At 58.0% G+C, this 26,048-nt stretch carries 24 protein-coding genes; 12 read left to right on the forward strand and 12 right to left on the reverse strand.

What is annotated here, in order from left to right; genetic code table 11:
• Positions 1-112: 112 nt before the first annotated feature.
• The 6 genes from JIO00_RS11735 to JIO00_RS11760 all read left to right on the forward strand — a co-directional run bounded on the left by JIO00_RS11735 (position 113) and on the right by JIO00_RS11760 (position 5,861).
• The gene (locus tag JIO00_RS11735; RefSeq protein ID WP_010459262.1) at positions 113-871 is read left to right on the forward strand and encodes a 5-oxoprolinase subunit PxpA; all 759 of its coding nucleotides are present in this window, start codon (positions 113-115) and stop codon (positions 869-871) included.
• Positions 872-963: 92 nt separating this feature from the next.
• Entirely contained in the window at positions 964-1,209 is a 246-nt protein-coding gene (locus JIO00_RS11740; RefSeq protein ID WP_169857289.1) for an acetyl-CoA carboxylase, read from the forward strand.
• A gap of 10 nt (positions 1,210-1,219) precedes the next feature.
• Positions 1,220-2,593, forward strand: a complete 1,374-nt coding sequence (locus tag JIO00_RS11745) for an acetyl-CoA carboxylase biotin carboxylase subunit (RefSeq protein WP_083377048.1) — start codon at positions 1,220-1,222, stop codon at positions 2,591-2,593.
• Entirely contained in the window at positions 2,590-3,462 is an 873-nt protein-coding gene (locus JIO00_RS11750; protein WP_102595540.1) for a 5-oxoprolinase subunit B family protein, read from the forward strand. The genes JIO00_RS11745 and JIO00_RS11750 overlap by 4 nt, the downstream gene beginning before the upstream one ends.
• Entirely contained in the window at positions 3,459-4,433 is a 975-nt protein-coding gene (locus JIO00_RS11755) for a biotin-dependent carboxyltransferase family protein (RefSeq protein WP_200668282.1), read from the forward strand. The genes JIO00_RS11750 and JIO00_RS11755 overlap by 4 nt, the downstream gene beginning before the upstream one ends.
• A gap of 111 nt (positions 4,434-4,544) precedes the next feature.
• Positions 4,545-5,861, forward strand: coding sequence for a purine-cytosine permease family protein (locus tag JIO00_RS11760; RefSeq protein ID WP_200668283.1), 1,317 nt, complete (start codon positions 4,545-4,547; stop codon positions 5,859-5,861).
• Between the two features lie 112 nt (positions 5,862-5,973).
• Here JIO00_RS11760 and JIO00_RS11765 read toward each other — a convergent pair whose 3' ends face one another.
• Positions 5,974-6,459: a DUF6130 family protein gene (locus tag JIO00_RS11765; protein WP_154504284.1), complete on the reverse strand. Its 486-nt coding sequence runs from the start codon at positions 6,457-6,459 to the stop codon at positions 5,974-5,976.
• Between the two features lie 331 nt (positions 6,460-6,790).
• Between JIO00_RS11765 and JIO00_RS11770 the strand changes: the two genes are divergently transcribed.
• Positions 6,791-7,066, forward strand: a complete 276-nt coding sequence (locus tag JIO00_RS11770; protein WP_083377043.1) for a hypothetical protein — start codon at positions 6,791-6,793, stop codon at positions 7,064-7,066.
• A 97-nt stretch (positions 7,067-7,163) separates the two neighbouring features.
• Here the strand turns inward: JIO00_RS11770 and JIO00_RS11775 are convergent, their stop codons facing one another.
• The 6 genes from JIO00_RS11775 to JIO00_RS11795 all read right to left on the reverse strand — a co-directional run bounded on the left by JIO00_RS11775 (position 7,164) and on the right by JIO00_RS11795 (position 13,609).
• Positions 7,164-7,592 (reverse strand): hypothetical protein, encoded by a 429-nt coding sequence (locus tag JIO00_RS11775; protein ID WP_200668623.1) that lies wholly within the window; start codon positions 7,590-7,592, stop codon positions 7,164-7,166.
• Between the two features lie 100 nt (positions 7,593-7,692).
• Positions 7,693-10,275, reverse strand: coding sequence for a bifunctional diguanylate cyclase/phosphodiesterase (locus JIO00_RS11780; protein WP_077749843.1), 2,583 nt, complete (start codon positions 10,273-10,275; stop codon positions 7,693-7,695).
• A 278-nt stretch (positions 10,276-10,553) separates the two neighbouring features.
• The gene (locus JIO00_RS11785) at positions 10,554-12,008 is read right to left on the reverse strand and encodes a TrkH family potassium uptake protein (RefSeq protein ID WP_200668284.1); all 1,455 of its coding nucleotides are present in this window, start codon (positions 12,006-12,008) and stop codon (positions 10,554-10,556) included.
• 250 nt (positions 12,009-12,258) lie between these two features.
• Positions 12,259-12,393 (reverse strand): hypothetical protein, encoded by a 135-nt coding sequence (locus tag JIO00_RS29940; RefSeq protein ID WP_256580182.1) that lies wholly within the window; start codon positions 12,391-12,393, stop codon positions 12,259-12,261.
• A gap of 49 nt (positions 12,394-12,442) precedes the next feature.
• A complete protein-coding gene (locus JIO00_RS11790) occupies positions 12,443-13,225 on the reverse strand; it encodes a nuclease-related domain-containing protein (protein ID WP_200668286.1) in 783 nt (260 codons plus the stop codon).
• 111 nt (positions 13,226-13,336) lie between these two features.
• Positions 13,337-13,609, reverse strand: coding sequence for a hypothetical protein (locus JIO00_RS11795; RefSeq protein ID WP_042932149.1), 273 nt, complete (start codon positions 13,607-13,609; stop codon positions 13,337-13,339).
• A gap of 617 nt (positions 13,610-14,226) precedes the next feature.
• Here JIO00_RS11795 and JIO00_RS11800 point away from each other — a divergent pair.
• Positions 14,227-14,745, forward strand: coding sequence for an isochorismatase family protein (locus tag JIO00_RS11800; RefSeq protein ID WP_145309459.1), 519 nt, complete (start codon positions 14,227-14,229; stop codon positions 14,743-14,745).
• A gap of 168 nt (positions 14,746-14,913) precedes the next feature.
• Positions 14,914-15,468 (forward strand): GNAT family N-acetyltransferase, encoded by a 555-nt coding sequence (locus JIO00_RS11805; protein ID WP_145309457.1) that lies wholly within the window; start codon positions 14,914-14,916, stop codon positions 15,466-15,468.
• A gap of 535 nt (positions 15,469-16,003) precedes the next feature.
• Here the strand turns inward: JIO00_RS11805 and JIO00_RS11810 are convergent.
• The gene (locus JIO00_RS11810) at positions 16,004-16,570 is read right to left on the reverse strand and encodes a DJ-1/PfpI family protein (RefSeq protein ID WP_145309452.1); all 567 of its coding nucleotides are present in this window, start codon (positions 16,568-16,570) and stop codon (positions 16,004-16,006) included.
• A gap of 329 nt (positions 16,571-16,899) precedes the next feature.
• A complete protein-coding gene (locus tag JIO00_RS11815; RefSeq protein WP_145309450.1) occupies positions 16,900-18,867 on the reverse strand; it encodes an alkyl/aryl-sulfatase in 1,968 nt (655 codons plus the stop codon).
• Positions 18,868-19,281: 414 nt separating this feature from the next.
• Here JIO00_RS11815 and JIO00_RS11820 point away from each other — a divergent pair, with 414 nt between their 5' ends.
• A complete protein-coding gene (locus tag JIO00_RS11820) occupies positions 19,282-20,640 on the forward strand; it encodes an MATE family efflux transporter (RefSeq protein ID WP_042932146.1) in 1,359 nt (452 codons plus the stop codon).
• A gap of 70 nt (positions 20,641-20,710) precedes the next feature.
• Here JIO00_RS11820 and JIO00_RS11825 read toward each other — a convergent pair whose 3' ends face one another.
• A complete protein-coding gene (locus JIO00_RS11825; RefSeq protein ID WP_077749851.1) occupies positions 20,711-21,637 on the reverse strand; it encodes a universal stress protein in 927 nt (308 codons plus the stop codon).
• A gap of 273 nt (positions 21,638-21,910) precedes the next feature.
• Here JIO00_RS11825 and JIO00_RS11830 point away from each other — a divergent pair, with 273 nt between their 5' ends.
• The gene (locus tag JIO00_RS11830; protein ID WP_200668288.1) at positions 21,911-23,155 is read left to right on the forward strand and encodes an MgtC/SapB family protein; all 1,245 of its coding nucleotides are present in this window, start codon (positions 21,911-21,913) and stop codon (positions 23,153-23,155) included.
• Between the two features lie 15 nt (positions 23,156-23,170).
• Here JIO00_RS11830 and JIO00_RS11835 read toward each other — a convergent pair whose 3' ends face one another.
• On the reverse strand, positions 23,171-24,070 hold the full coding sequence (locus JIO00_RS11835; protein WP_102593856.1) for a diguanylate cyclase domain-containing protein: 900 nt from the start codon (positions 24,068-24,070) through the stop codon (positions 23,171-23,173).
• Between the two features lie 211 nt (positions 24,071-24,281).
• On the opposite strand from JIO00_RS11835, the gene JIO00_RS11840 reads away from it, so the two are divergent.
• Entirely contained in the window at positions 24,282-25,205 is a 924-nt protein-coding gene (locus JIO00_RS11840; protein WP_200668290.1) for a universal stress protein, read from the forward strand.
• 53 nt (positions 25,206-25,258) lie between these two features.
• Here JIO00_RS11840 and JIO00_RS11845 read toward each other — a convergent pair whose 3' ends face one another.
• Complete coding sequence (locus JIO00_RS11845) at positions 25,259-25,822, reverse strand: GNAT family N-acetyltransferase (RefSeq protein WP_077749854.1); 564 nt, start codon at positions 25,820-25,822, stop codon at positions 25,259-25,261.
• Between the last annotated feature and the right edge of the window lie 226 nt (positions 25,823-26,048).

The raw sequence follows: 26,048 nt of genomic DNA on the forward strand, positions 1-26,048 counted from the left end.
GACGAGGTATCTGTTTTTCAGAAGATACCCTATCTGTTAATAGATCTTCCCAAGGGGTACGGAGGAATCTAACTTGGCCTGCATGAAGTCACAAGTGTCAGGAGCAAGCGTCATGCAAGCAGTAGATTTCAATTCGGACATGGGCGAAGGCTTCGGCCCATGGACCATCGGCGATGGCGTCGACAACGAACTGATGGGCTTCATCAGTTCAGCCAATATCGCCACCGGTTTTCATGCCGGCGACCCCGGCACCATGCGCCGCACCATCGAGCAGGCCAAGCGCCTGGGCGTGGCCATCGGCGCGCACCCGGGGTTCCGCGACCTGGTTGGATTTGGCCGCCGGCACATCAATGCACCGGCCCAGGAGCTGGTCGACGACATGCTCTACCAGTTGGGCGCCCTGCGTGAACTCGCCCGGGTTCAAGGCGTAGCCCTGCAACACATCAAGCCCCATGGCGCGCTCTACATGCACCTGGCCCGGGACGAACAGGCCGCCCGTCTGCTGGTGGAAAACCTTCAGCGCCTGGAGCCTGAGTTGCTGCTGTATTGCATGCCCGACTCGGTGATCTGGCGGGTCGCCAAGGAGCTTGGCCAACCGGTAATCCGCGAGTTCTACGCCGACCGCGAATACGACCTCACAGGCTCCATCGTCTTTACCCGCAACGTACGAGCCTACGATCCGGCGCAAGTGGCCGCGCGAGTGCTGCGTGCCTGTCAGCAAGGCGTGGTGCGCACGGTCGAGGGTGAAGACCTGGCGATCGAATTCGATTCGATCTGTTTACACAGCGACACCCCTGGCGCCCTGGCGTTGGTCGAAGCCACGCGCAGTGCCCTCGACAGCGCTGGGATCGAGGTTCGTGCACCGCGCTAAATCAGGACGAGACACCTGGCACACAGATGCCAGGGTTTGCACACCGATTCATTTTTGCCTGCCTTTCTACAACTATTCCAAGAGGAACAGACATGGCCGAACACACTGTAATCACCCCGTTGCCCGGGACCTTCTACCGCAAAGCGACTCCTGAATCGGCGAACTTCGTCGAGGTGGGCGCGCAGGTCAGTGCCGACTCGGTGATTGGCCTGATCGAGGTCATGAAGCAGTTTTCCGAACTGACCGCCGGAAAGGCCGGTCGCCTCAGCGCATTCCTGGTAGAAGACGGCGATCCGGTGGAACCGGGTCAGGTCGTCGCAACACTCGACGACGAGTGAGGGCGCGATCATGACTCAAGGTATTCGTAAATTATTGATTGCCAACCGTGGCGAGATCGCCGTGCGGATTATCCACGCCGCCAAAGCGTTGGGGATCCCCACCGTTGCGGCATGCAGCGAGGCAGACGTCGATTCCCAGGCCGCGCGCATGGCCGATGAAGTCCACGTCCTTGGCCCGGCCCGTGCGGATAAAAGTTACCTGAACGTCGAAGCGTTGCTCGGTGCCTTGAAAACCACCGGCGCCAATGCAGTACACCCCGGTTATGGTTTTCTCTCGGAGAACGCCGATTTTGCCGAAGCGGTCCTTGCCGCCGGCGCCATTTTCGTCGGCCCGAGCCCGGACACGATCCGGCGCATGGGCGACAAAGCCGAGGCCCGGCGCACTGCGCAAGCCGCCGGCGTACCGGTGGTGCCGGGTTCCCCCGGTGAATTGTTCGACGTCGAATCGGCGCTTAAGGCCGCCGAAGCCGTGGGCTTCCCTCTGTTGATCAAAGCCTCGGCCGGTGGGGGCGGGCGCGGCATTCGCCTGGCGGAAAACGCCCAGCAACTGACAGAAGAGTTTCCCCGCTCACAGCGTGAAGCCCAGGCCGCGTTTGGCAATGGCGCGGTTTACCTGGAGCGGTTTATCAGCAAGGCCCGGCACATTGAAGTGCAGGTCTTGGGCGACGGTCAGCACGCCGTGCATTTGTTTGAGCGGGAATGTTCCCTGCAACGTCGCAGGCAGAAAATCTTTGAAGAAGCGCCGTCACCGGCCCTCAGTCAGCAGCAACGGGAAACCCTCTGCGCCAGCGCCGTGCGCCTGACCGAATCCCTCGGCTACAAGGGCGCCGGGACGCTGGAGTATCTGTATGACGACGCCACCGGCGAGTTTTTCTTTATCGAGATGAATACGCGGATTCAGGTTGAGCACCCGGTCAGCGAATTAATCACCGGCATCGATCTGGTCCAGGCCATGTTGCGCATTGCCGGGGGTGAACCGCTGGGCTTCAAGCAGAGTGATATCCAGCTCAACGGCGCCGCCCTGCAAATGCGCCTGAACGCTGAAGACCCGGCGCGGGATTTCTTTCCCAGCCCGGGGCTGGTCGAGGAACTGATCTGGCCGCAGGGTGAGGGCATTCGCGTCGATACTCATCTGTATCAAGGCTACCGTGTGCCGCCGTACTATGACTCGCTGCTGGCCAAGCTGATCGTGCATGGCGCTGATCGCGCCGAAGCCCTGGCCCGTGCGCGGGTTGCGGTAAGGCGAACCACGCTCACTGGCATGGCCAGCACCTTGTCCCTGCACGGCGTACTGCTGGAGCAACCGTGGCTGCACAGCGCCGACTTTCACACCGGCACCCTGGAAACCTGGCTGGCCGAGCGCCGTTTCGGAGGTGAAGTATGAGCACTCCCATCCGCTACAGCTTTGGCGCCGATGAGCACCTGTTCGCCGAAGTCAGCGACAGCATGTCCCTGGACGCGTTCTTCAAGGGCCTGGCCGTCACTCGCGCGGTGGAACGGCTGGCACTGGATGGCGTGCTCGATATCTGCCTGGCCAACGCGTCATTCCAGATCCGTTTTGACCCGGATCGCATCGCCCCTCATACCTTGCTCGAAGCGGTAAAGATCGCCGAAGTCGGGGCCGTCGCCGAACGCACGTTGCAGACGCGGATCATCGAGATTCCGGTGCTGTACAACGACCCCTGGACCCACGAAACCCTGATGCGCTTTCGCGACCGGCATCAGGACCCGAGCGCCACGGACCTGGAATACGCCGCACGGATCAACGGCCTGGCGGACGTCGAGGCGTTTATCGCCGCCCACAGTGGTGCGCCGTGGTTTGTCTCGATGGTCGGCTTCGTCGCCGGGCTGCCGTTCATGTTCCAGATGGTCGAGCGCGAGCGGCAGTTGCAGGTGCCCAAATACCTGCGCCCGCGTACCGACACGCCAAAACTGACCTTGGGTCATGGCGGTTGCTTTGGCTGCATCTACTCGGTGCGCGGTGCCGGTGGATATCAGATGTTTGGCGTCACGCCGGCACCGATCTACGACCCACAGCAGAACCTGGCGTACCTGAAAGAGCACATGGTGTTTTTCCGCCCCGGTGACATCGTGCAGTTCAAACCGATGGACCGTGAGGCGTATGACCACGCGGTGGCCGAAGTGGAAGCCGGTTGCTTCGATCTGCGGATCCGGCCGGTGGAGTTTTCGCTGGATGCGTTTCTGGCCGATCCCGTTGGCTATCCCAAGTCGCTGCAGGAGGTGTTGGCATGATCAAGGTACTCAAACCCGGTCTCGCCACGTCGGTACAGGACCTGGGACGCGAAGGGTATTACCACTTGGGCATTCCGCCCTCCGGCGCGCTTGATCCGTACGCCTTGAGTGCGGCCAATCAACTGGTCGGTAACCCGGCGGGGGCGGCAGCACTGGAATGCACGTTGCTGGGGCCGGAGCTGGAGTTTCAACAAGACGCGCTGGTGGCTGTGTCCGGCGCGCACATGACGCCACGGGTCGACGGCGTGGAAATGCACCACGACACGGCGTTTGCGGTGAAGGCCGGGCAAGTGCTGCGCTTTGACTTTCCCAAGGCTGGCGCCCGCGCTTACGTGGCGGTGGCCGGCGGCATCGATGTGCCGATCATGCTCGGCAGTCGTTCCACTTATGCGCTGGGTGCGCTCGGTGGTTTTCAGGGGCGCAGGCTGGTGGCGGGTGATGAACTGCCCGTCGGTATCGCCAGCGGCAAGAGCCGAGCCGGGGCCAGTTTGCCCATGGCGTTGCGCCAGTCCTTGGGGGGCGAAATCACTCTGCGGGTGGTGCCGGGTCTTTACTACCACCGCTTGAGCGAATCCGCCGCGCATAGTTTCTTTGCCGAACCCTGGACGGTGGGCTCGGAAGCAGACCGCATCGGCTACCGCTTCAAGGGCGGCAGCGCGCTGAGCTTTGAGCCCCGCGAGCAACCGTTCGGCGCCGGTTCTGATCCGTCGAACATCGTCGACAGTTGCTACCCCATTGGCTCGATCCAGGTCCCGGCCGGGCTCGAACCGATCGTGTTGCATCGCGACGCCGTGTCCGGCGGAGGCTACGCGATGATCGGCACGGTGATCAGCGCCGACCTCGACTTGATCGGCCAGATGCAACCGAACCAGAAGGCCCGCTTTGTCGCGGTGACCCTCGAAGAGGCGCTGGAAGCGCGACGTTCCTATAAGAAAAAACTCAGCTGCCTGAGCAAGCTGTTCCCTTCCTGATTCTGCCCGCCGCATTGCGCGGGTAATGCCAAACGGTAAGCCAACGCCGCACTTCGGTGCGGTGGCGGCTGCCCGCGCTTCAACCTTTGACTGGTTTTGGAGTTCACGCATATGGCTGCTTTATCGCAATCGAGTCAAACCGGGCAAGACCCGGCCAATCAACCCGTTCCAGCCGAAGCGCGCATGGGGCGATTGTCCCTGACCATGGCCTGGCGGGCGGTGTGCAGTGCGATGTTTTACATCGTGGTCGGCGCATCACTGGCGTTGTCGTATGGAGCCCGCAACGCACTGATCGGCATGGTTCTGTCGGTGATCAGCTATGGGCTGGTCAATAGCGTGCTCAGCCGCTTTGCGATCCGCAGCGGCTTGTCGGTGGCGTTGTTTTCACGGTTGCTGTTCGGCAGTACCGGGGCGTGCCTGGCAACGTTGATCTTCTTTTCCACGGCGATCTACTACGCGGTATTCGAAGGCTCGGTAATCGCCGTGGCGCTCAATCACCTGTATCCGGAGCTGGTTTATCCGCTGGCCGCATTGGCGGTGGTGCTCTACAGCGTGCCAATGATTCTGGGCAGCGTGCAGCATTGGCTGGACAAGCTCAACGGCGTGTTGTTGCCGGTGTATCTGGGCGGTTTGCTGGTGGCGGTCGGGCTCTCGATCAGTCGATATGGCTACCAGCCGCAATGGCTGGATTTCGGCCCGGCAACACCCAGCGCCTTCGGCTGGTGGGACTGCTTTGTCGCTTACATGGGGGTCTGGGTGCTGATGCTGTTCACCTTCGACTACGCGCGTTTCGGCAAGCCTGAAGACGCCGAGTATCACGGGCGCTGGAACTTCGGCATGCCGTTCTACGCGGTGACCTTCCTGCTCAATGGCGCGGCGGGCATCTATCTGGTCAGCAGTATTCCCCACGAAGGTGCGCTGAACGAAGTCTCTGTGGTGATGGCGATTCTGCAATTGATGGGCTTGTGGGGCTTGTTGTTTGTCTGGGCCACGCAAACCCGGATCAACACCGCCAATTACTACCTGGCGACACTGAACATGCAGGCGTTCTTCGGGCGTTTTGGCCTGCGCGGTTCGTACTTGATGTGGGCACTGGTAGTGGGGGTGATCGTCTACGGCTTGATGCTCGCGGACGTGTTTGCCTACCTCCTCAAAGCGTTGGCCTATCAGGGGATCTTCGTGGTGGCCTGGGTCGGCGTGGCGTTGGCGCAGATACACTACGGGCGCAATGAAATGGCGGCACTCGAACGGGTACCCGCGTTCAATTCCGTGGGTTTGACGGCGTGGTTTGGTGCCACCGCTTTGGGGCTTGCGTTGATGTTTGTTGGCGGTGGCCTGAGCAGTTTTTCCGCACCCTCTACGGTGATCGTTGCATTTGCGTTGCAGTCGGGCTTATCCCATCGGCACCGGTTAGTGTTGGCTGAGTAGGATTTTTCAGTCACTCGTTGTGTGCCTGCCTGCTCTAGCACGTTAGAGCAGGCATCGAACGCTCATGACGAATCCGCTGATGAATGGTCCAGGGCTGCTGATGGCACAACCGTTATGGTTTCACTGCGTGGCTTTCTTCAACATGAGGAGCGTCCGCTGGGTTCTTCTGCGGAACGACAAAGTTCACCACCGTACTGGTCAAAATCTTATGACTCGGATCAGCCACTTCAAGTAGAACCTTGTGAGCGCCCGGCGTCAGCCCAACCAAAATAATCGGGTCTTCACTGGTGTGCGCCCAAGTACCTTTCCAGTCGTCGACGGTCACGTGAAGGTGGCCGAGCCGTGGTGATACTTCGACAGCCGTTTTGCCAAATACCGGCATGATCCGGGCGTGCTCGGTTCGATACTGAATAATGACAACCCCGCGGGCCAGCGGCGCGGCGAGCGGCGGGTAGGCAATGAGTTTTGGTCCTGCCTCAGACTCCAATGGGAGTATGGCCGGTGGCTGATCGGTGTCTGCTACCCCTTGACCCCACGCGGCTACGCAAAGGAAGGCACCCAACGCAAAGGTAGATAGATTTCTGAGAGCAAGGGACATGGTGTTTTTCTCCCGCGTGATCTCATCCAAGGCTAGATCAAACCGGGCAGTTGTCTATGCCCAAGCTGCCTCTCTCTGCAAAACAGCCGAGTGGGGAAGGGCAGAAAACGGGTGTTGAATACGAGCCTTTTAATGACGGTGATCGGCTAAAAACAGCCAGTAAATGGAGCGACGCAAAATGACAGCTAAGCTTCCTTCTACTGTCGGGCTTATTGAGCAGACCGGGTTTTGCGGCCATGGCGTGTCGCCGCCTTCAGCGGTCACCACGTCGTTACAACAGCCAGCCCGATCTTGAGCGTCAGCCCTTCACAACAGCCTCGGAGGGGAGCCAATGAAACGTTTCGTCATGCTCATCGCGATCTCTTTGCTGACCACTGCTTGTCAGAGCACAAATGATAATGGCGTCACCCGACTAGACAATTGTGTCTGCTATAAATCGACCGAGGCACAACATTTGCCAGCATCGCAAATGGCATGGACAGACCCCGAAACGTTGCAGGAGCAATTCTCACATTGCATTTGCCGGGCCTTGGTTGACCTGAAGAAGGTCGATGATCCCGGCAAATTTTTCGTACCCGGAACCGAAATAAGAACGGAACTGAAATAAAACATGATCGGGGTTGTGAGCCATCCGTACGCTTTGGTGTTTGCGATCACTCGCTCGGGGTGGTGCAGCGTGCGAAACAGACCAGAACCGTCTGGGCTCAACGTCCATCTTCAACGTAAGGGCCCAAGTAGAAAGCTTGCGTATCCCAGTTGATTCGATAAATCACTTCTTTGCCTGGCTTGATCCTGGCCGCGACCGTTTTGATCGCGGCACCCGCACATAATCCAGACTCGGCGAGCCCGGCACCGAGATTCACTTCACCGGCAGGCAAAACGAAAGATGCCTTTTGACCGGGGCCTATCTTGGCTGCGCGCTGACCATCGATGTAGAACATGGCGTCACATCCCGCACCGACAAACCCGTCATCACGGACAATAGTCAGGCGTCCAGGCTCTTTCGTGCCCTGGCTTTTGAACGCGTACATCTTGTCGGCCGGCACTGGCCGGGCTTCAGAAACCGGCAGGGGTGAGGTTGCGCACCCGCCCAAAGCCAGCAAGAGCGCCCCCGTTGCGATACTCCTTCGCATCGTTTTTCCTCCCGAAAAGGGCGAATGCATCAGGCGCCATTCTGTATTGCTTGATGACGCCATTCGCCAAAAACGCTTTAAATGGATTTGTTACCTTTTACTAAACCTTGCTCTTGGCGTCTGTGTTTTTTCGGGCCTTCACCAGCAGGTTAAAGGCGTCAGTATCAAGTGGCCGACTTAGAAAGAAACCTTGGCCTTCATCGCACGACACTGCTTTGAGCAAATCCAACTGTTCGGCAGTTTCAATCCCTTCCGCCGTAACGGTGAGTGATAACGCGCGGCCCAAGCCCACAATCGCCTGGATGATGGACTCATCATCACTTTCGACCAGTTTGTTTAGAAAGCTCCGGTCTATCTTCAGGCCATCGAAGGGGAACGTGCGCAAATAACTCAGTGAAGAATACCCCGTGCCAAAGTCGTCCATGCATATGCGCACGCCCAGGCGCTTCAATGTACGCATCAGCTCTAGTGCGCCGGGGGCATCTTCGAGCATGACGTTTTCAGTAATCTCCAACTCTACCCGGGTAGGCGCGATTCCTGAGTCTTGAAGTGCTTTCTGCACACGCTCCACCAAATTGCCTCGCTTGAATTCGCTAGGTGAAAGGTTGACGGATACAAACAAATGTTCCGGCCACCGTGCGGCGCAACGGCAGGCGGTGTCGATGACCCAGTCACTCAAGGAAAGGATCAGGCCGGATTCTTCAGCGATGGGGATGAACGTATCGGGAGGTATTAACCCGCGCTCAGGATGTTGCCACCGTATCAACGCTTCAGCACCGACCATCTGCCCGTCTGAGATACGGTAGCGCGGTTGGAAGTGGAGTCGAAGTTCTCCATTTTTTATCGCAAAGCGCAGATCACTTTCCAGACGACGCCGCTCAATAATCCTGGCGTTCATATCCCCCGCATAGAAACGCCAGGTATTACGACCTCCAGCCTTGGCTTCATACAACGCAATATCCGCATAACGTAGCAGCTCAGTCGCCTCGCAAGCGTCATTTGGCGCCATCGCGATACCAATACTGGCACTGACAAATACCTCTTGCTCATTGATTTGAATCGGCTGCTCGATGGACTCGATCAAACGGCGACAAAGCGCCTCGACTTCCTCCTGGGAACTGACATCGGTGAGTATCAGTACAAACTCGTCCCCCCCAATCCGAGCGACAAGATCACCGTGGCGAACACAGTCTGCCAAGCGGCTCGACACCTGGTTAAGCACCAGGTCACCTGCGGCATGTCCTAACAGATCATTCACTGGTTTGAATCGATCAAGGTCCAGACTGAGCATGACCAAGGGTTGTTCTAGTGTCGGCAACGCTTTGAGTTTGCCATCAAGAAACTCCTGTAGTCGTGTCCTGTTGGGAAGGCCGGTCAGGGCATCATGTTGTGAGAGGAATTCGATTCGTCGACGGGCTTCAACTTCCTCCGTGACGTCGGTTGCTGTCCCCCGGAATCCTCCTCCTGCCATGACTCGCGCCGAAAGACGGGTGATTCGCTCTTGGCCATTTGTATCCACGTAGCGGCACTGAACACTGATATCCGGACGACGATTCGGAATACTGAGCCACTGAGATAAAGTGCCTAATTCAGTGCGCAGCAGATCATCCATCGCCGCACCAATCCATGCAGTCCTGGAAAAGCCCGTGATATCTTCAAATCGCTCGGATAGATAGGTGAAGCGCCAACCGGCGTCCATTTCCCATACCCAATCCGAACTGGCCTCAACAACATCACGAAAGCGCGCCTCACTGGTGGCAAGGTCGGTCTGACTGCTTTGCAGCGATGCATAGCTGGCGTCAAGCGCCTGCGCAGCGGCCGTCGTACGACGCAAGATCACCCACGTCATCAGGCACACCAGCAGCGCAGCGAGTCCCACCAAGGGCAACCCCAGCGCCAATAATTGCAGCCCTGGTTTGTGCGGACTCCATTGCAGGACGCCTGCTGTACCGGCCTCGCCCAGGGGATAGGCAGACACCAAGGGGATTTCGTCGGGAGCGGCCGTGTGCAGGCCATCTACCCCGAAATCCCGGCCTATTGTTGCGAGCTTGGCGCTGTCCAACATTTCAACGAATATCAACACCGACGCCGATCTATCATCCGCTATGACCGTTGGATCGGTTCCGGGCGTAATCGCAGCCGCAGCGACGAGGGCAGGTATCCCTCCCACATTAATGAACGTAGTCGTCGGCGTTTCGGTTTCCGCTCCCTCACGTGCTTGATCGAGAATCGCATCAACAGACTGTTCTAGCCATTGTTCGACTTCAACTGACACCCTCTGACCCTTGACCAAGGAATAAACGGTACGATTGACATCGTTGACTACAAACACTCCCCGAAACCCAAACTCTGTATAAAGTGTCGTCCCGAGATTTTGCCGTACGTACGCCCAGTCCACGTCTACCTGAGTATGCAAGTGCTTGTAAGCATCGCCCCAAAAGGCGTAATCCTTGACGGTCGAGCTCAGCGATTTTTCCAACGATTCCACGGCTTTCTTCGTGTAAAACGCACTGTCACGCTCCTCCGTCCGATCTAGATTTTGCGCAACATAAACAAGTGAATAGCAGGCAAATAAGAAAACCCCCGCCAAAAGACCCACAAACTTGAATAGCGAAGTTCGAGTCAGGGCCACGCTTGAGCGATTGGTTGAAGAACAAGAGATGGTGGGGAGAGCGTTAGGCATAAATGACCGGTACTCGTTGAAGCTAGTTATTTACATATCAGGTTGTCGGCAGTCGACGCTGAATAGTGAGCGCCCGTCCGTCGCGCCAAGCAGGTCTGCCCAGTCTGCCGGAGACGGGATTTCACGAAGACGCGTTGCGCTACCGATGCAATAGGCCTGTTGTCAACGGCGACGGACAGTTATCGGCCGAACCAGCAACTCAAACGACTACTGATCTTTCTATGGCAGTACTCGCCGCCCCCCATGTACTTTTTAGACTCAGCCCTCGACAAGGTGGGTCAATATTTCCAGAAAACTGGAGTGACAAGTACCAGCACCGTCAGGATTTCCAGCCTTCCCAGAAGCATTCCAATGGTCAGTAGCCATTTGGCCGCATCAGGTAATGTTGAGAAATTACCGGCGGGCCCAATGATCGTGCCCAGCCCTGGCCCGACGTTACACACCGCAGTAGCGGCACCGCTCAACGCTGTAGTCCAATCAAGCCCAATGAGCGCCAGGCCCAAGGCGATGGCCGCAATAGTGATCGTGAAGAAGAACGAGAAGGTCAAAAGCGAGCGCACGATTTCCTCGTCGATCGGATGACCGTTGTACTTCTTCTGTATCACGGCTCGAGGATGGATCAACTGCTTCAAGCTACTGACCAGGAGAGCGGCTGCAACCTGGAAACGGAAGATTTTAAGGCCACCTGCCGTTGAGCCTGAACATCCACCGACGAAGGTCAGGTAGAAAAAGAGCAAGACAGCGAAGCTTCCCCACAAGGTGTAGTCGCCAACCGCAATTCCGGTGGTCGTGACAACCGAGGTCACGTTCACTGCCACGATACGAAACGCGTCCCACCATCCGTAATCGCTATGAAAGTACAGCCAGGTGCCCACGCACAGTGATGTGACGAACAGGAACCCAATAAATCCGCGGACCTGGTGATCCTTGAGCAGCGCGCGCCGATTGCCCCGCAATGTCGCGACGTACAAGGTGAAGGGCAGGCTGCCCAGAATCATGATGGCCACCGCTACCCAGTGAATCGCTGGTTGCGTCCAATGCCCAAGTGAGGAGTCCGAAGTCGAAAATCCCCCGGTGGAGATCAATGACATTGCGTGGTTGACCGCTTCGAATGGCGTCATTCCAGCGAGCCAGAGCGCCAGGGCTCCGATGCCAGTGAGCCCAAGGTAGAGCAAAAGAATGTACTTGGCTGCCATGTGGGAGCGAGGTGTCACTTTCTCCGACCAATCTGAGGACTCTGTCTGGAACAGACGCATGCCGCCTACTCGCAACAGCGGGAGGATCGCCACCGCCATGCCGATGAAGCCGATGCCTCCCAACCAATGCAGCATGGAGCGCCATATCAACAAGCCGGGAGATGAGCTATCCAAACCGGTGAGTACAGTCGAACCAGTGGTTGTGATACCAGACATCGTTTCAAAGAATGCATCGGTGTAGCTGATATCGCTGATGAACACCATTGGCAACGCTGCGAAGGTGCACACAACGACCCAGCTTCCGGTCGTCAGCAGGTACATATCCCTGGGACGAAGCTGGCCAGTATCCGGGCGTCCCCTCACGATTAACAGGAGGCCACAGATAAAGGTAATCAAACTCGACCAGAGAAATGCTGACAGATCGTCGCTACGCTCATAGACCACCAGTGTGATCATGGGAATAGCCATGCTCACGGCCAGCGTGATCAGAAAAAGCCCAAGGATGAATCCGATAAGCCGAATGGCTGCGAGGGACATAACAATAACGTTCCAAATTTGCACCGCGCAGTATCGGATGCGCACCCCGTCAAACCCGTAAATTTTGCGTAAAATTTCTGCCTGCGACCCGTCGGGATAAGTGAGGCTAGCAAGAGCGCCCCTGTTGCGATAATCCTTCGCATAATGCTTTCCTTGCTGAAAAAGGGCGAATGTATCAGCGCGTCATGTTGCTTTGCTTCATAAAGCCATTCGCCCAAAACGCTTTAAATAGATCTGTCACCTTTCATCTTCAAGGCTTCTTCGGCGGGTAGTTACCGCGCAAGCCCCCGGACTTGTTGCCGGTTTTGCTGGGCAGGTCAGGTACGACCGGGCGGGACTTGGGCTGAGGGTTGGAGCGGCTACGGGGTTGAGGTTGCTTGCTCATTTGCGCCTCCTGAATTGCGGCACTTCGCGAAAGGGCCTACTCATTCAGCTTAGCTGCCTGGCGAAATGGGCTGCACCGTTCGGCACTTGGGAAAAGTGCTGCAGCCCCAAAACTGTTGACCGCTCCTCGGGCCACCGTTGTATGTCCGCACCACCAGCGCACTGCCGCAGCGCGGGCATTGGCGCGAGGCCGATGGATCGTCGCGCTGCTTTAGGCGTTGCACATGCTCACGCCGGGTAGCGAGCGTCGGCGCCAGGCGACCTGCTTGCAAGGTCTGCAACATGGCCGTCACCTGCGCCTCGCTGAACACCGTTTGCTGGAAAGACTTGATGTAATGGACCCAGCCACCGCCTCGGGTGACATTAGCCGGCATTCTGGTCTTGAAAGTGCTTGGGCCGACAAACACGATGACCGAATGCACAAAGTCCGGGCCGATGCCCAACGCCGCTTGCAGGGCCTTCAAGTGTTTGTAGTTCTGGCGGTTCGGGTTCTGGAAGGTGAAGCGCTTCTTGTGAAACAGCTGCGTCCACTGAGCCTGCTTCTCACCACCGAAGATCCAGCCTTTCATGTGCTTGGTCTCCAGCACAAAAATGCCGAAGGGCGACACAAACACATGGTCGATCTGCGTGGTGCCGTCCGGGGTGATCAGCGTCACGTCATGCAGGCGACGGTAAACCTGACGATCCAATCTAAAGTGTGCGCGCAAACGCACCAGACGCTCACCGAACCAGCCTTTGAACAGGCGCGTGCGCAGCAGCGTCCATACCAGCAGCAGTGGTAGTAGCCAGATCAGGATGTTGAGTAAGGGGTGCAGGATAACGGAGGTGTTCACTTGGCAGTCCTTTGCAGTGAGGGGAGGGGTGTTGAGTTGTCCGATGCTACGTCCCAGTAAAGCATTCCGGACCGCAAACAAAACGGGCGCCCGATAGGCGCCCGTTTTCATTTACTCCGCCGCCTGCGCCCGCAAGCGTCGGCCGATCACATCCATCAAGTCACAGCCATCGCGCAATGGGATGGCCAGCAATTTGGAGAAGTCCGTCAACACCACCGTGTCACAACCGAGCTCGGCGCGGAAGGCGATGTTTTCCAGCACCTGCGTGACAGTGCGGATGCGGTAGTCGGCCATGGCTTGAAGGACGTCGAGTGGAGCTTGGGTATCGATGAGCAGGGAGGCCGGGATCAGGTCGATTCCGGTGAGAGGCATGTATCTTTCCAAAGGTAAAACTCCGATCAAAGCAAAGGTTGACTGTCCCTCAATCGTCGCCAAACGAATGGGTGACAGCTGTACGCAGGTTGGCGAACCGGGATCGGAATACCGGCAGACCCGAAGGTCTCCCGCGCACAGCTGCCATAAAGACAGCTTTGCGGGCATGCGAAAGCGACTGCATGAAAGCACAGCGCTTTTGCATCCGATCGATCAGGTCGCCAAACCTGAATCGCCATTTTGGGCGACGGGGCGGACTATAAACTTCATCGGAACGACGGGCAAGGTTAGGAATTCCGAAGTTTGTGTAGGAGATTAATGGCGGTCCTAGGACCGTTACATACCTTCTGTGAGCGACTGCTATCGGCCAAAAGCGGGCCTCAATGAGCAATACAAGAAGTAGCCATCGCGTAGATCTTGTCCCCTTGCCAACCAGGCACCGTGCAGATACTGTCCGCTTATGAATCAGCTACGCATTGCCTCGACCACCACCACGACTACGACCGCCCGAGGCGGGTCGTGAGAGGTGTCGTGAGCCAATAACGCACGAACTTCAAAGGCCCGCCAGTGATGGAAAGGGCCTTTTCTTTTGGCCTTGTGTCGCTGGTCCAAACGCAAGGAAAAGCACTATGCATGCACTGTTGATTCTCGATATGCAGGTTGGATTGTTTCATGGCCCGGATGAACCATGGGCTGGTGAGGCGCTGCTGAATACGTTGAATAGTCTGTTGAATAAAGCCCGCAGGGCCGGCGCGCCAATTTTTCTTGCTCGCCACGTGGGGCCGCCCGGCTCGCCTATCGAACCTGGAAGCCCGTTGACGCAACTGGTGCAGGAACTGTTGCTGCAAGGCGACGAAGTGATTTTCAACAAAAGCCGACCTAACGCTTTCGCCATGACTGACCTGGCCGATCGACTAAAGGCTTGTGGATCTCGAGGCGTGGTTATTGCGGGAATGAAGACCCAGTATTGTGTCGACAGCACCTGCCGCGCCGCACGAGATCTTGGATTCGACGCAGTGCTGATCGCCGATGGTCATACCTGCACCGACACTCCCGCATTGAAGGCTGAAAGTATCGTCGCTCATCACAATGCAACCCTGGCGGGCCCATTCTGTCGTGTCGTTCACGCTGAGGACTGGCGTTTCTGACCGGCATTGATAGATCGACTCAAGTTCTGGGTCGATCTGTCCGCTTTGGGTGGCTGCTGCCCCCACGGCAGGCAGAAATCGGCCAAGTGTAGACACGCGACAAAGGCACGATTGCTTTAGGAAAGTATTGATCAAATCTGCAACAACTCTTGCCAAGGATTTCATGCGATGGATTGCCCCCCGACGCTATACACCAGCCGTCTTATCCTCACGCCACTGCGAATGACTGATGCAGCCGCGATACAACAGCTGTTTCCCCAATGGGAAGTGGTCCGCTACCTTGACAGCCGTGTGCCATGGCCCTACCCGCAGGATGGGGCGCTGGTTTACGTGCGCGATGTCGCTCTTCCCGCCATGGCTAGACGACAAGAGTGGCACTGGATGATTCGCACGCGCGCGCAACCTGAGCGCAGCATCGGGAGCATCAGCCTGTATGACCAGCCAGGTAACAATAGGGGGTTCTGGCTCGCGCCTCTGTGGCAGGGCAACGGCTATATGCGCGAAGCCTGCGAGGTCGTCAACGCTTACTGGTTCGCGACATTACTACGTCCGGTCATGCAAGTGCCCAAGGCTGTCGCCAACCACGCTTCGCGCAAGGTATCCCAACATGAAGGCATGCGGATGATCGGGACGCGGAACGGGCATTTTGTCTCGGGGCCCATGCAGGTCGAAGTCTGGGAGATCACACGGAGCGAGTGGCTTGGCGCGCGCGCTGAAACTTGACCTGAAATTTGTGCCGGTCCGAGTGACAGGCTGCTATCGGGTCGATTTCAACCGGTTGCAAACGGCCAGAAGCTGCCATTGCGCGCCAGGATTCAGGCATCGGATGATCCAGCACGCCACACAGCAAACACCTCAAAAAATGTCGGCTTGGACAGCGTGGATCAACTTAAATACCCTATCGCTCCCAGAGTCTCAATCAAACGCAACAATGCTGGTTTTTCGGCTGGCTTTTCGCCGATGCAACACACGTCCGGGTCGCTGAGAGAGCACCAAACCGACACAGGGTCGCCTACCTTCAGTCCGTATGAGGCTTTACGCAGAGTTGCAGTTGACCAAGCGTCAATGGTTTCGTTGAGAGACTTGTGAAACCGCTTCCCATTGGCACTATAACTGAAGCTCATGAACTGCGCTCCGATCCACGGCCCCTCACTCCCTACAAAGGTTACATAGCCTAGTACTACTTGCTCCACAGGTACATCGCCAGCGCTCATCAATTCTCTCCTGAGAATGTGCCCGACATGCCGGGACGACGCGATCACCCATGTTCTGCTGCCAACATTGACCTGAACTGAGAAATGCTCTCTGAAGATAGCCCGGCACGTTCAAACACTGCGCAGGTGAAGCTAACGGGGGCGGTGCCTGGAGCAGTAATGATGCGGTCTGCCATCACCGCTATTGAGCTGCTTCGGTAAAGCGTGCAGCCTTCATAACTGACGGCATTCTGTAAGAAGTCAGCGCTGTTCGAGGTATGAGGAACCATGTCTAGAAGCCCGGCCCTCGCAAGTGCCAGCGTTCCTCCACAGATACCGGCAATGGTTGCTCCACTTGAACGACTGGCATGAAGAAAGTCTCGAATATCCGGGGCTTCTGCACTTTCCCAGACCATTCCTCCAATGACGACGACAACGTCCGGTTTCCAGTCCAGACATTGTTGCAAGCTGCTATCAACCGTTACAGCCAATCCACCCTGCGAACGAAACTGCCCCGTAGTAGGAGCGAAATACCTGACGTCGATCCCGTAAAACGGGGACGCCGTACCAGCAATGAAAGCATATTCCCAGTCCGCAAAACCGGGTGTCAGTATCAAACCCACGCGTGCCATCAATCAGAATCCTCCATGAATGCCCGTAACATATGACGACAACAAACAGACATCAAGGGCAGCTTAGGGTCGATGACTGCCCTTCGCGACGGGCAGAAATCGGCCAAGAGCGGACTGCCTGCCCTATTAATAAATCTGAGAATTATCTGGCTGGCCTCGTAAATCCGGATCCCGCCAGCCCAGGCGTTACTGCCCAATAGTGTCAAAACAAGGATCTATGGAGCAATATTCAGTCGGCAAGCGTGGCTGCTTCGATACATAGCGCACCCTCTGAGATTGCATCAGGCAAACCAATCAAACCCATTGCCAGAGTGCCAAGCGCATAAGCGCTACGGTTCCGCGATGGTGAACCAGAAATCGAACTTGTCGAAATGGGTCAGCATGTCTTTAAACTTGTCCTTGTCGCCTTCGATTTTCACTTCGCCACTGTCCGATAAGTTGCCCAGTTTCAGTTTGCCCAAGGCGATGTCATCGAGGGTGGTCCGGTTAAGAGTGACCGTGCCGTCGGTCTTATCCAATGGCTTGCCTTTTTTGTAGTTCATGACGCCGTTTTTTACAGTCAATACGTACGTGGCGTTGGTGTCCGGGAAGTTGAGGTTGAACGTATAGGACTTCTCGCCGACTTTCGGGCCATTCAAGTGAATGGCAAGGAAGTCGAGAAACATTTCAGTGGTCATGCCGCGAATGATGTCAGGTGAACTGGTATTGGGCGTGACCATTTTCTTGACGCCCCCCCGCAGTTCTTGGGCGCCGGACAGATAGAAGTTGCGCGCAGGTCCCGATTCAGCCTGGTAACCCATCTGTTCCAGGGCGTCAGCCTCGACAGAACGAGCAGCCTGGTTCTTCGGATCGGCGAACACCACCTTGTTGGCGACAGTCGCCGCCCAGCGGTAGTCGCCTTGGGCATAGGCATCCTGAGCGGTTTTGACCATCTTGTCGGCACCCACCATTTCGACGTACTTCTTAGCCTCCTCGGTTGGTGGTAATGGATCGAAGTTGGCCGGGTTACCGTCCCAGAAGCCCAGGTAGAGTTGATAGGTCGCGCGCACGTTATGTTTGAGATTGCCGTAGTAGCCGCGGTTATAGAACTCTTTCGCCAGGCTGTCAGGCAGGACGAACGCCTCGGCGATCTCGTTCATGGTCATGCCCTGGTTGGCCATGCGCAGCGTCTGATCGTTAATGTACTTGTAGAGGTCGCGCTGTTTCTCCAGATGCTGCACAACGCGATCATTACCCCACTGCGGCCAATGGTGGCTACCGAACGACACCACGGCATCCGCCCCCCACAGATCAATGGTTTGCCCCAGGGCACTCGCCCACTTTTGCGCGCTGCGAACTTTTGCACCACGCAGGGTCAGAATGTTGTGCAAGGTGTGGTTGCCATCCTCGGCCAAGTCAATGGCTTTGAATTGCGGGAAGTAGAACAGCATTTCAGCCGGAGCTTCTGTGCCGGGCGCCATTTGGAACACCACCTCGATCCCGTCGACGGTGAGTGTTTCTCCGGTTTTCTCGATCAGTTTGTTTGGTTCGAGCAGGGTGATGGTGCCTGCTGCTGTGGTTATACCCAAGCCACCACTGACCGTACCTTTGGGGTCTTTTGGCAACAGATTGCCGTACATGTAAGAAGCGCGACGGCTCATCGCGGTGCCGGCAAACACATTTTCACTGACCGCTTCTTCCATAAAGCCTTCAGGGGCGATCAGCGGCACTTTACCGGACTTCACATCGGCGTCGTCGACCATCGCGCGCACGCCAGCGAAGTGGTCAACATGCGAGTGAGTAAATATCACGGCAGACACTGGTAGTTTTTCAACTTTGTCATTGACCAGCCCCAGCGCCGCTTTGGCTGTTTCCGCCGAAGTCAGTGGATCAATGACGATCCAGCCAGTCTTGCCACGGATGAAGGTGATGTTGGCCAGATCGATATTGCGTACCTGGTAGATGCCATCCACCACTTTGAACAACCCTCGAATCGTCAGCAACTGCGATTGCCGCCACAGACTCGGGTTGACGGTGGCCGGTGTCGGGCCTTCTTGCTTGAGAAAGTCGTACTGAGACAAGTCGATAACGGTATTGCCCGCATCGCCCTTGATCACAGGACTGGGTAAATCGGCAACGAAGCCGTGGTTCGCATCGTCGAAGTCTTGTTTATTGGCAAAGGGCAAATAGCTGAGCAAAGCATCGTTGGCTTTTCGAGTTGCATCGGTGGCGTCGTTAGGTGCGGCCTGCACCGCGCCGATTACCACGCAACTCGATAACACCGCGAGTACTATTTGTCTGGGAAGCAGAGCTAGCATGTCGTGTCTCCTCATGTTTGCAAGCACACTCCCGAAACAGCTTCTGACGTCGGGAATAATTTCGTACAAAGCAGTGAAAAACGCAGGTCATAACAGGGTGGCTGCATGGCGCATTGGGGGGGGGGCGACGGTGCTCTACTGACTCGATACTCTAGCTCCGCACCCTGGTCCGCATTTATTGTGTTTACCCTTGGAGTATTACGACGCCAAGGCCTGCAGAGTTGAGATATATCAAGCAGTCAGTGATCGTGTATGCGGTTAGTGAGGACGGGAGAACGCCCGTGGAATTGACAGGCAGCTTCTGGCCGAAAGCACACATCACTCACGCTGTTCACATCCGCGAAATCGAAAGGGCAGTGCCCAGCCCCCTAGCGTAGAATTCCCAAACCGCGCCCACCCCGAGACGGACCCTCAATGCAAACCCCAGCCCCTCAACATCCCCTCTGGAAAACCTACCTCCTTTTCCTCGCTCCCATGGTCCTCTCCAATTTCCTCCAATCCATGTCGGGCACCATCAACAGCATCTACATCGGCCAAATGCTCGGCACCCAGGCCCTGGCCGCCGTGTCGGGCATGTTCCCCATCGTCTTCTTCTTCATCGCCCTGGTCATTGGCCTCGGCGCAGGTGCTGGCGTGCTCATCGGCCAAGCCTGGGGCGCGCGCGAGCCGCACTTGGTGAAAACCATCGCCGGCACCACGTTGCTCCTGGGCGCAATGATCGGACTGGTAGTGGCGATTTTGGGCAGCGTCTTCGCACGGCCCGCCCTGCAAGGCCTCGGCACACCGGCCGACGTGATTGACGATGCGGTGTCTTACGCCCACGTGATGATGTGGATCATGCCGTCGCTGCTGGTCTACGTGCTGTTCACTCAGTTGCTGCGCGGGGTCAGCGATACGGTGTCGCCGTTGATTGCGTTGGTGGTGTCGACGTGTATCGGGTTGGCGCTGACGCCAGCGTTGATTCGGGGGTGGTTCGGGTTGCCGATGATGGGGATTCAGAGTGCAGCGTATGCGGGGCTGGCGGGGAATTTGTCGGCGATGGGCTGGTTGGCGTGGCGCTTGATTCGCAAGGGGCATCCGTTGGCGCCGGATCGGGAGATGTTTGCGGCGATGCGCCTGGACCTGGTGATTCTCGGCAAGGTGTTGCGCATCGGTTTGCCGACCGGGTTGCAGATGGTGGTGTTGTCGGTGTCGGAGTTGGTGATTCTGGCGCTGGTGAATCGGCACGGTTCACAGGCGACGGCGGCGTATGGGGCGGTGACGCAGATCGTCAATTACGTGCAGTTTCCGGCGTTGTCGATTGCGATCACCGCGTCGATCCTTGGCGCTCAGGCGATCGGGGCAGGGCGGCTTGAGCGCATGGGGCCGATTTTGCGCACGGGGCTGTTGATCAATGTGTGCCTGACCGGTGGTCTGGTGGTATTGGGGTATTTGCTGTCGCACTGGTTGCTGGGGTTGTTTCTCACCGAGGATTCGACCCGGGCGATGGCGGAGCATCTGTTGCACATCATGCTCTGGAGCCTGTTGGTGTTTGGCTTCCAGGCGATTGTCGGCGGCATCATGCGCGCCAGCGGTTCGGTGCTGGTGCCAATGGCGATTTCGATTTTCTGCGTGGTCGGCGTGCAGTTGCCGGTGGCGTATGTGCTGGACGGGCAGTTTGGGTTGCAGGGCGTGTGGATGGCCTTTCCCGTAGCGTACCTGGGCATGCTGGTGTTGCAGACGGCGTATTACAAAAAGGTCTGGAAGCATCAGGCGATCGAGCGGTTGGTGTAGCGCCGCGCCATAAAAAATGGGCTGCCGTGCAAACGGCGGCCCATTTTTTTGGATGGCGCGCGGTCGTTGCTTATTCCTCGATGACTTCCGGCGACACCACCCACACGCTGCACGGCATTTTGTACAGCAGGTGTTCCACTGTGCTGCCGATCAGCCGCCCGATGCCGCGGTGGCCAACCCGGCCCATGACGATCACGTCGACGTTGTAGGCATCGGCATAACTGGACAGGACTTTGGCCGGGTTGCCCATCACCATGTGCCGCTGTTCCGGCGGAATGCCGTTGCGTTCGGCCAGCGCGTTGAAGGCTTCACCTTGGGCGTCGAACAGGGTTTTGGCCTTGGTCGAGGAGAAGAATTTGGTGGCGTCGCCGAACCCGAACTCATCGGCGCCGATGGACGACAGGTCATAGGCGTACACCACGTCGACCTGGGCGTTGCAGGCCGTGCCCAGCTTCACCGCCTCATGCAGGATGCGGTCATTGAAGCCTTCGTATTGGCCATCGCGATGGAACGGGTCGACGGCCGCGACGATCCGGCGCGGCAAGGCGTGTTGCACGTTGCTGACAAAATGCAGCGGCACCGGGCATTCGCGCAGCAGGTGGATGTCCAGCGGCGTGAACATCATCCGTGACAGCAGCGATTCGTGTTGCAGCGCCTTGATCACCAGGGTCATCGGCTGCTCTTTGAGGTGGATCAGGATTTCCTGCAACGGACGTTCGACCCAGACCACTTCCGTGGTGACGGTCACGCCGATCTTGCGCAAGGGCCGGGCCTGATCTTCCAGCCACTGGCGGTGGCGCTCGACGTACCCCAGGCGCATCTGCTCCAGAGCGTCCCGGTTGACCAGGCTGGCGGTGGCCAGGCCTTCCAGGAAATCGAACGCGACGATGTGCAGCGCCGCGTCTTGCGCCTTGGCCAGCGCGGCGGCCCGGTCGAACGCGGGGCTGTTTTCCATCAGGGGCGAGGCAATGAGCATGAAGCGTGCTTGTTCGGTCATGACAATTCTCCCTTGGGTCTTCACACAGACGCAGGCCTGAAGTGGCCGCGAGGGTTGGCTGGAGCGTTTACCTGAAGTCCATAGTGGCAATGGTGAGGATGGGCCGCTTGATCTTTGTCAAACCTGCGCGTGTCGGCGCGAGGGCGGCCGACGTTTGGTTGCCTGGGCCATACTGGAAGAGGTTGATCATGATCAACCTGGGCATGAAGGGTTTGGCGCACGCTGGCGTCAACTGAATGCAGATCCCCCCGGCCTGGCCGGATTGAGAGTCCAATGAATGAAACCCTCGGCGGCATGACCGGCGCGGCGGCTGCGCTGGGGATCGGCATGCTCATCGGCCTTGAACGCGAACGGCACAAGGGGCGAGGGGACAGCCGTGCCTGTGCCGGTTTGCGCACGTTCGCGATTACCGCGTTGCTGGGGTATGGCGCGATGCAAGTGGGCGGCGGCTTGCTGTTGGGGATCATGGCCACCTGTGTGGCGTTGCTGGTCACGGTGGCGTACTGGCGCAGCCTGAGCGATGACCCGGGCGTGACCAGCGAAGTGGCCTTGTTCACGGTGTTGGTGCTGGGCGGGTTGTGCGTTACCGCGCCGGCGCTGGCCACGGCCATCGGTGTGGTGATGGCGGGGTTGCTGGCGTATCGGCAGAAATTGCATCACTTTGCGCGCAGTCAATTGACCGAGGCGGAAATGCGCGACGCACTGGTGCTGCTGCTGGTGGCGGTGCTGGTGGTATTGCCGTTGGCGCCGGACCGCTTCATCGGCCCCTATTCGGCGATCAACCTGCGAACCATTTGCGCCTTGACCGTGATGCTGATGGCGATAGGCGCAGTGGGCCATATTGCCGTGCGAACGCTCGGCAGCCGTTACGGCTATGCGCTCAGTGCCATCGCCTCCGGGTTTGCCTCCAGCACTGTGACCATCGCCACGATGGGGCATCGGGTCAGCGCGGAGCCCGGCAACATCAAGATCCTCGGCGCTGCGGCGATTTTCTCCAACCTGGCCACCTTCACGCAGGTCGGCCTGATCCTGGGGGCGGTTGAACCCGATCTGCTGCGTCACGTGTGGGGACCGCTGTTGTGCGGGACCATCGCCACCGCGCTCTATGGCCTGGGTCTGATGTTTCACAAGCCGGTGGCCGGCCCCAGCCAGCCGATCAAGGTCGGTGGGGCCTTCAACCTCAAGCTGGCCGTGGTGGTCGCGCTGGCCATGACCGGTATTACTTTTCTGTCGTCGATGATGCTCAACTACTTCGGCGAGGTGGGGGTGATGCTGACGGCAGCCTTCACCGGGTTCGCCGATGCGCATGCCTCGACGGCCTCGATTGCGGCCCTGGCCAAGTCCGGGTTGTTGCCGTTTGATGTCATTGCCGCGCCTTTGCTGCTCGCGGTCAGCAGCAATTCCCTGAGCAAATGCGTCGTGGCCTGGGTCAGCGGCGGGCGCCGGTTCGCCGTGTATGTGGTGCCCGGCCAGGTGTTGCTGACAGTGGCGATGTGGGCGGGCCTCTGGTTGCTCTGAGGCCCTGTTTGCGATCTAGTCATCGGGCGACAGTCGTTTGAAGCGGCAGGCGTTGCCACCGGCTCGCTTGGCCAGGTACATGGCCCCGTCAGCCTGTTCGAGCAGGTCTTCGACACTTGCGCCATTGGCAGGAAACAGGCTGATCCCGACGCTGATGGCCGTGTTGATGCGGTGCGCATCGATCATGAACGGCTCACCGATCGCGGCGATCAGTTTGTTGGCCAGGGCTTCAAGCTGGTCGGCTTGTTCCATGCACGTGATCAGGATTGCGAACTCGTCGCCACTCAAGCGAGCGACCACGTCAGACCTGCGCACGGACTGGCCCAGGCGCTCGGCGACGGCCACCAGCAGCTTGTCGCCACAGGCGTGTCCCAACGTGTCGTTGACCGATTTGAAGTGGTCCAGGTCGATAAACATCAACGCCAGTGGCTGCTGGTGTTTGGTGGCGTGGTTGATCGCCTGATTGAGCAGGTTCAGAAACAGACTGCGGTTGGGCAATCCAGTCAGGGCGTCATGGAACGCCAGTTGCTGCATGTTGGCGCGTTCTTCATCCGTGACCTTGAAATTGTGCAGGATGGCGATGAAATGCGTCACCACGCCATGAGGGTCGAGCACGGGGGTGATGATCTGATTGACCGTGCAGCTGGCGCCGTCCTTGCGTCGCTCGACCATTTCGCCCTGCCAGGGCAGGCCCGCCAGAATCGTCAGCCACAGGTCACGGTAGAAGGTGGAACTTTGTCGACCCGAAGACAGCAGGTGCGGGGTTTTCCCCACCAGTTCCGGCTTGGAATAGCCGCTCAAGCGGCAGAACGCATTATTGATCCAGACGATGCATCCCGTGCGCTCGGTGATCAACACCGGGTTAGTCGCAGCGTCCCATGCTCTTGCCAACACCTGCTGGTCATATTCGATCATTGCCCCCTCCCATGTAGCCCTGGACGCATCAGGCCTTGATTCAGGCTAAGAGGAAGGGACCGGGAATCTGTTGATCAAAATCAACTTTTACGGACGCAACGGGCATCAAAAACGCGCGTTATAGCTGATAAAGATCAAGTTGCCCGAAGCAGGAACGCTCACTCTGAATACCTGTTCATTCCATTGAAACGACTACGTGCCGAGGTGCCCCATGTCGCAGACTCAGCGTTTACTGTTAATCGCTCCCCAAAACATGACCCACACGCCGGCCTTCGCCCGTGCCGCCGCGTTGTCGCTGGCCATGCAGATGCCCTTGCACATCGTCGCCTTCGATTATTTGCAGGCCCTGGCGGTGGCGGGGTTGTTCGCCCCCGAACAGATCAGCCTGGCCCGTGACGGGTATTTGCAAACCCATCGGGAGTGGCTCGCCGAGCAAGCCGCGCTGATGAGAAAGCACGGCGTCGAGGTCACCAGCGAGGTGGTCTGGGTGCAGCATCCGTATGAGGAGATCCTGCATTTCGTCAACGAGATGTCCTTGGCGTTGATCATCAAGGATGCGCAGGAAGAGTCAGCCTTGAAGCGCGTGTTTTTCACGCCGCTGGACTGGCAGTTGTTACGCGATTGCCCGGTGCCGGTGCACCTGGTGACCAACGCCGTCAACCCTAAGCCGCACAACGTGCTGGCCATCATCGATGTGTTGCGCAGCGAGGACCAGGACCACGTGTTCAACGACCAGATCATCGACGCCGCAGCGAAGCTGGCCTCCGTGTGTGGTGCAACCCTTGAGCTGGTGCATGTGTATGACTGGACGGCCGTGTATGCCCAGGACATTGGCTTTGGCGCGCTGCCATTGGCCGTCGGGATTTATGAAACCCTGGGCAGCGCCCAGCACGAAGCGTTTGCGGCGATTGCCGAACGCCACGGGGTAGCGCCGCAAAATCGCCATTTCATCGAGGGCGCGCCGCTGACGAGCATTTGTGATTTTGCTGCTGAGCACCGCACCGATATCATCGTGATGGGGACGGTGCAGCACAAGGGGCTGAACAAGCTGTTGGGGACCACGGCCGAGCAACTGTTGCATCGGGCGCCTTGCAGCGTATTGGCCATCAAGCCGGGCCGGGTTTTACAATCCTGAAGGCTGGATCGTCCCGCGATGAACCGTTGGCCTGAACATCGCGGGACGATTTTTTACAGGGCTAGACGGTGAATGACCTGACGCGTGTCATCAGGATCGTTGTGTGTTTCGAAACCCAGCGCTTTGGCCAGGTCACGCATCGGCGTGTTGCTGGCGGCGTCCACCGAATACATCTGGCGGAAACCGTTCTTGCGCGCGGCTTTGATCAAATGCTCCATCAACAAGGTGCCCAGGCCCAGGTGCATCCATTCATCGGCGACGGTCACGGCGCATTCACATTCATGTTCCCCCGTAGCGGCATAGCGGCTGACACCGATCTCGATCAGTTGGCCATTTTCGTGGACCAGCGCAATGAAAGCCGTGCGCTGTTTGTTATCGGTGTCCATCAGCTGGTCGAGCATCGCCGTGCCGGGTTCGTTGATTTGTGCGAGAAAGCGCATATGCCGGGACTCGGGCGACAGGCGCTTGATAAACGCGCGTTCACGTTCGCGGTCTTTTTCCGCCAGTGGCCGGATCAGCACATGACGCCCGTCCTTGAGCGCTTCGATCCAGTATTTGCCGGTGACGGCGGCATAGGCCGCAGCGGCTCGGTCATTGTGGTCTTTGACAGTCAGCATGGGGTGTTCCTCCATCCGGTTTGAAAGGTGGGCGGCACGATGACGAGCCGTTCGGTGACTTCCTTTCTACGCCGTTGGCGGCGCCTGAATCTGATCTGGATCAGAGAGTCGCGACGGCAGGCGTTGATTGGCTCATGTTTGATGTAAATCAAGCGGGAGGAGGGGGCGAGGAGCGCAGTCTTGGACACTTGCCGGCGTTTGATGACCGGTGTCGAGCCGAGGTGTG

The organism is Pseudomonas sp. SW-3 (assembly GCF_016615645.1).
Taxonomy (GTDB): Bacteria; Pseudomonadota; Gammaproteobacteria; order Pseudomonadales; family Pseudomonadaceae; genus Aquipseudomonas; species Aquipseudomonas mandelii.

Coding starts and splice junctions, on each gene's coding strand:
- JIO00_RS11735 (WP_010459262.1), top strand. CDS start 113: ATGCAAGCAGTAGATTTCAATTCGGACATGGGCGAAGGCTTCGGCCCA.
- JIO00_RS11740 (WP_169857289.1), top strand. CDS start 964: ATGGCCGAACACACTGTAATCACCCCGTTGCCCGGGACCTTCTACCGC.
- JIO00_RS11745 (WP_083377048.1), top strand. CDS start 1,220: ATGACTCAAGGTATTCGTAAATTATTGATTGCCAACCGTGGCGAGATC.
- JIO00_RS11750 (WP_102595540.1), top strand. CDS start 2,590: ATGAGCACTCCCATCCGCTACAGCTTTGGCGCCGATGAGCACCTGTTC.
- JIO00_RS11755 (WP_200668282.1), top strand. CDS start 3,459: ATGATCAAGGTACTCAAACCCGGTCTCGCCACGTCGGTACAGGACCTG.
- JIO00_RS11760 (WP_200668283.1), top strand. CDS start 4,545: ATGGCTGCTTTATCGCAATCGAGTCAAACCGGGCAAGACCCGGCCAAT.
- JIO00_RS11765 (WP_154504284.1), bottom strand. CDS start 6,459: ATGTCCCTTGCTCTCAGAAATCTATCTACCTTTGCGTTGGGTGCCTTC.
- JIO00_RS11770 (WP_083377043.1), top strand. CDS start 6,791: ATGAAACGTTTCGTCATGCTCATCGCGATCTCTTTGCTGACCACTGCT.
- JIO00_RS11775 (WP_200668623.1), bottom strand. CDS start 7,592: ATGCGAAGGAGTATCGCAACGGGGGCGCTCTTGCTGGCTTTGGGCGGG.
- JIO00_RS11780 (WP_077749843.1), bottom strand. CDS start 10,275: ATGCCTAACGCTCTCCCCACCATCTCTTGTTCTTCAACCAATCGCTCA.
- JIO00_RS11785 (WP_200668284.1), bottom strand. CDS start 12,008: ATGTCCCTCGCAGCCATTCGGCTTATCGGATTCATCCTTGGGCTTTTT.
- JIO00_RS29940 (WP_256580182.1), bottom strand. CDS start 12,393: ATGAGCAAGCAACCTCAACCCCGTAGCCGCTCCAACCCTCAGCCCAAG.
- JIO00_RS11800 (WP_145309459.1), top strand. CDS start 14,227: ATGCATGCACTGTTGATTCTCGATATGCAGGTTGGATTGTTTCATGGC.
- JIO00_RS11805 (WP_145309457.1), top strand. CDS start 14,914: ATGGATTGCCCCCCGACGCTATACACCAGCCGTCTTATCCTCACGCCA.
- JIO00_RS11810 (WP_145309452.1), bottom strand. CDS start 16,570: ATGGCACGCGTGGGTTTGATACTGACACCCGGTTTTGCGGACTGGGAA.
- JIO00_RS11815 (WP_145309450.1), bottom strand. CDS start 18,867: ATGCTAGCTCTGCTTCCCAGACAAATAGTACTCGCGGTGTTATCGAGT.
- JIO00_RS11820 (WP_042932146.1), top strand. CDS start 19,282: ATGCAAACCCCAGCCCCTCAACATCCCCTCTGGAAAACCTACCTCCTT.
- JIO00_RS11825 (WP_077749851.1), bottom strand. CDS start 21,637: ATGACCGAACAAGCACGCTTCATGCTCATTGCCTCGCCCCTGATGGAA.
- JIO00_RS11830 (WP_200668288.1), top strand. CDS start 21,911: ATGAATGAAACCCTCGGCGGCATGACCGGCGCGGCGGCTGCGCTGGGG.
- JIO00_RS11835 (WP_102593856.1), bottom strand. CDS start 24,070: ATGATCGAATATGACCAGCAGGTGTTGGCAAGAGCATGGGACGCTGCG.
- JIO00_RS11840 (WP_200668290.1), top strand. CDS start 24,282: ATGTCGCAGACTCAGCGTTTACTGTTAATCGCTCCCCAAAACATGACC.
- JIO00_RS11845 (WP_077749854.1), bottom strand. CDS start 25,822: ATGCTGACTGTCAAAGACCACAATGACCGAGCCGCTGCGGCCTATGCC.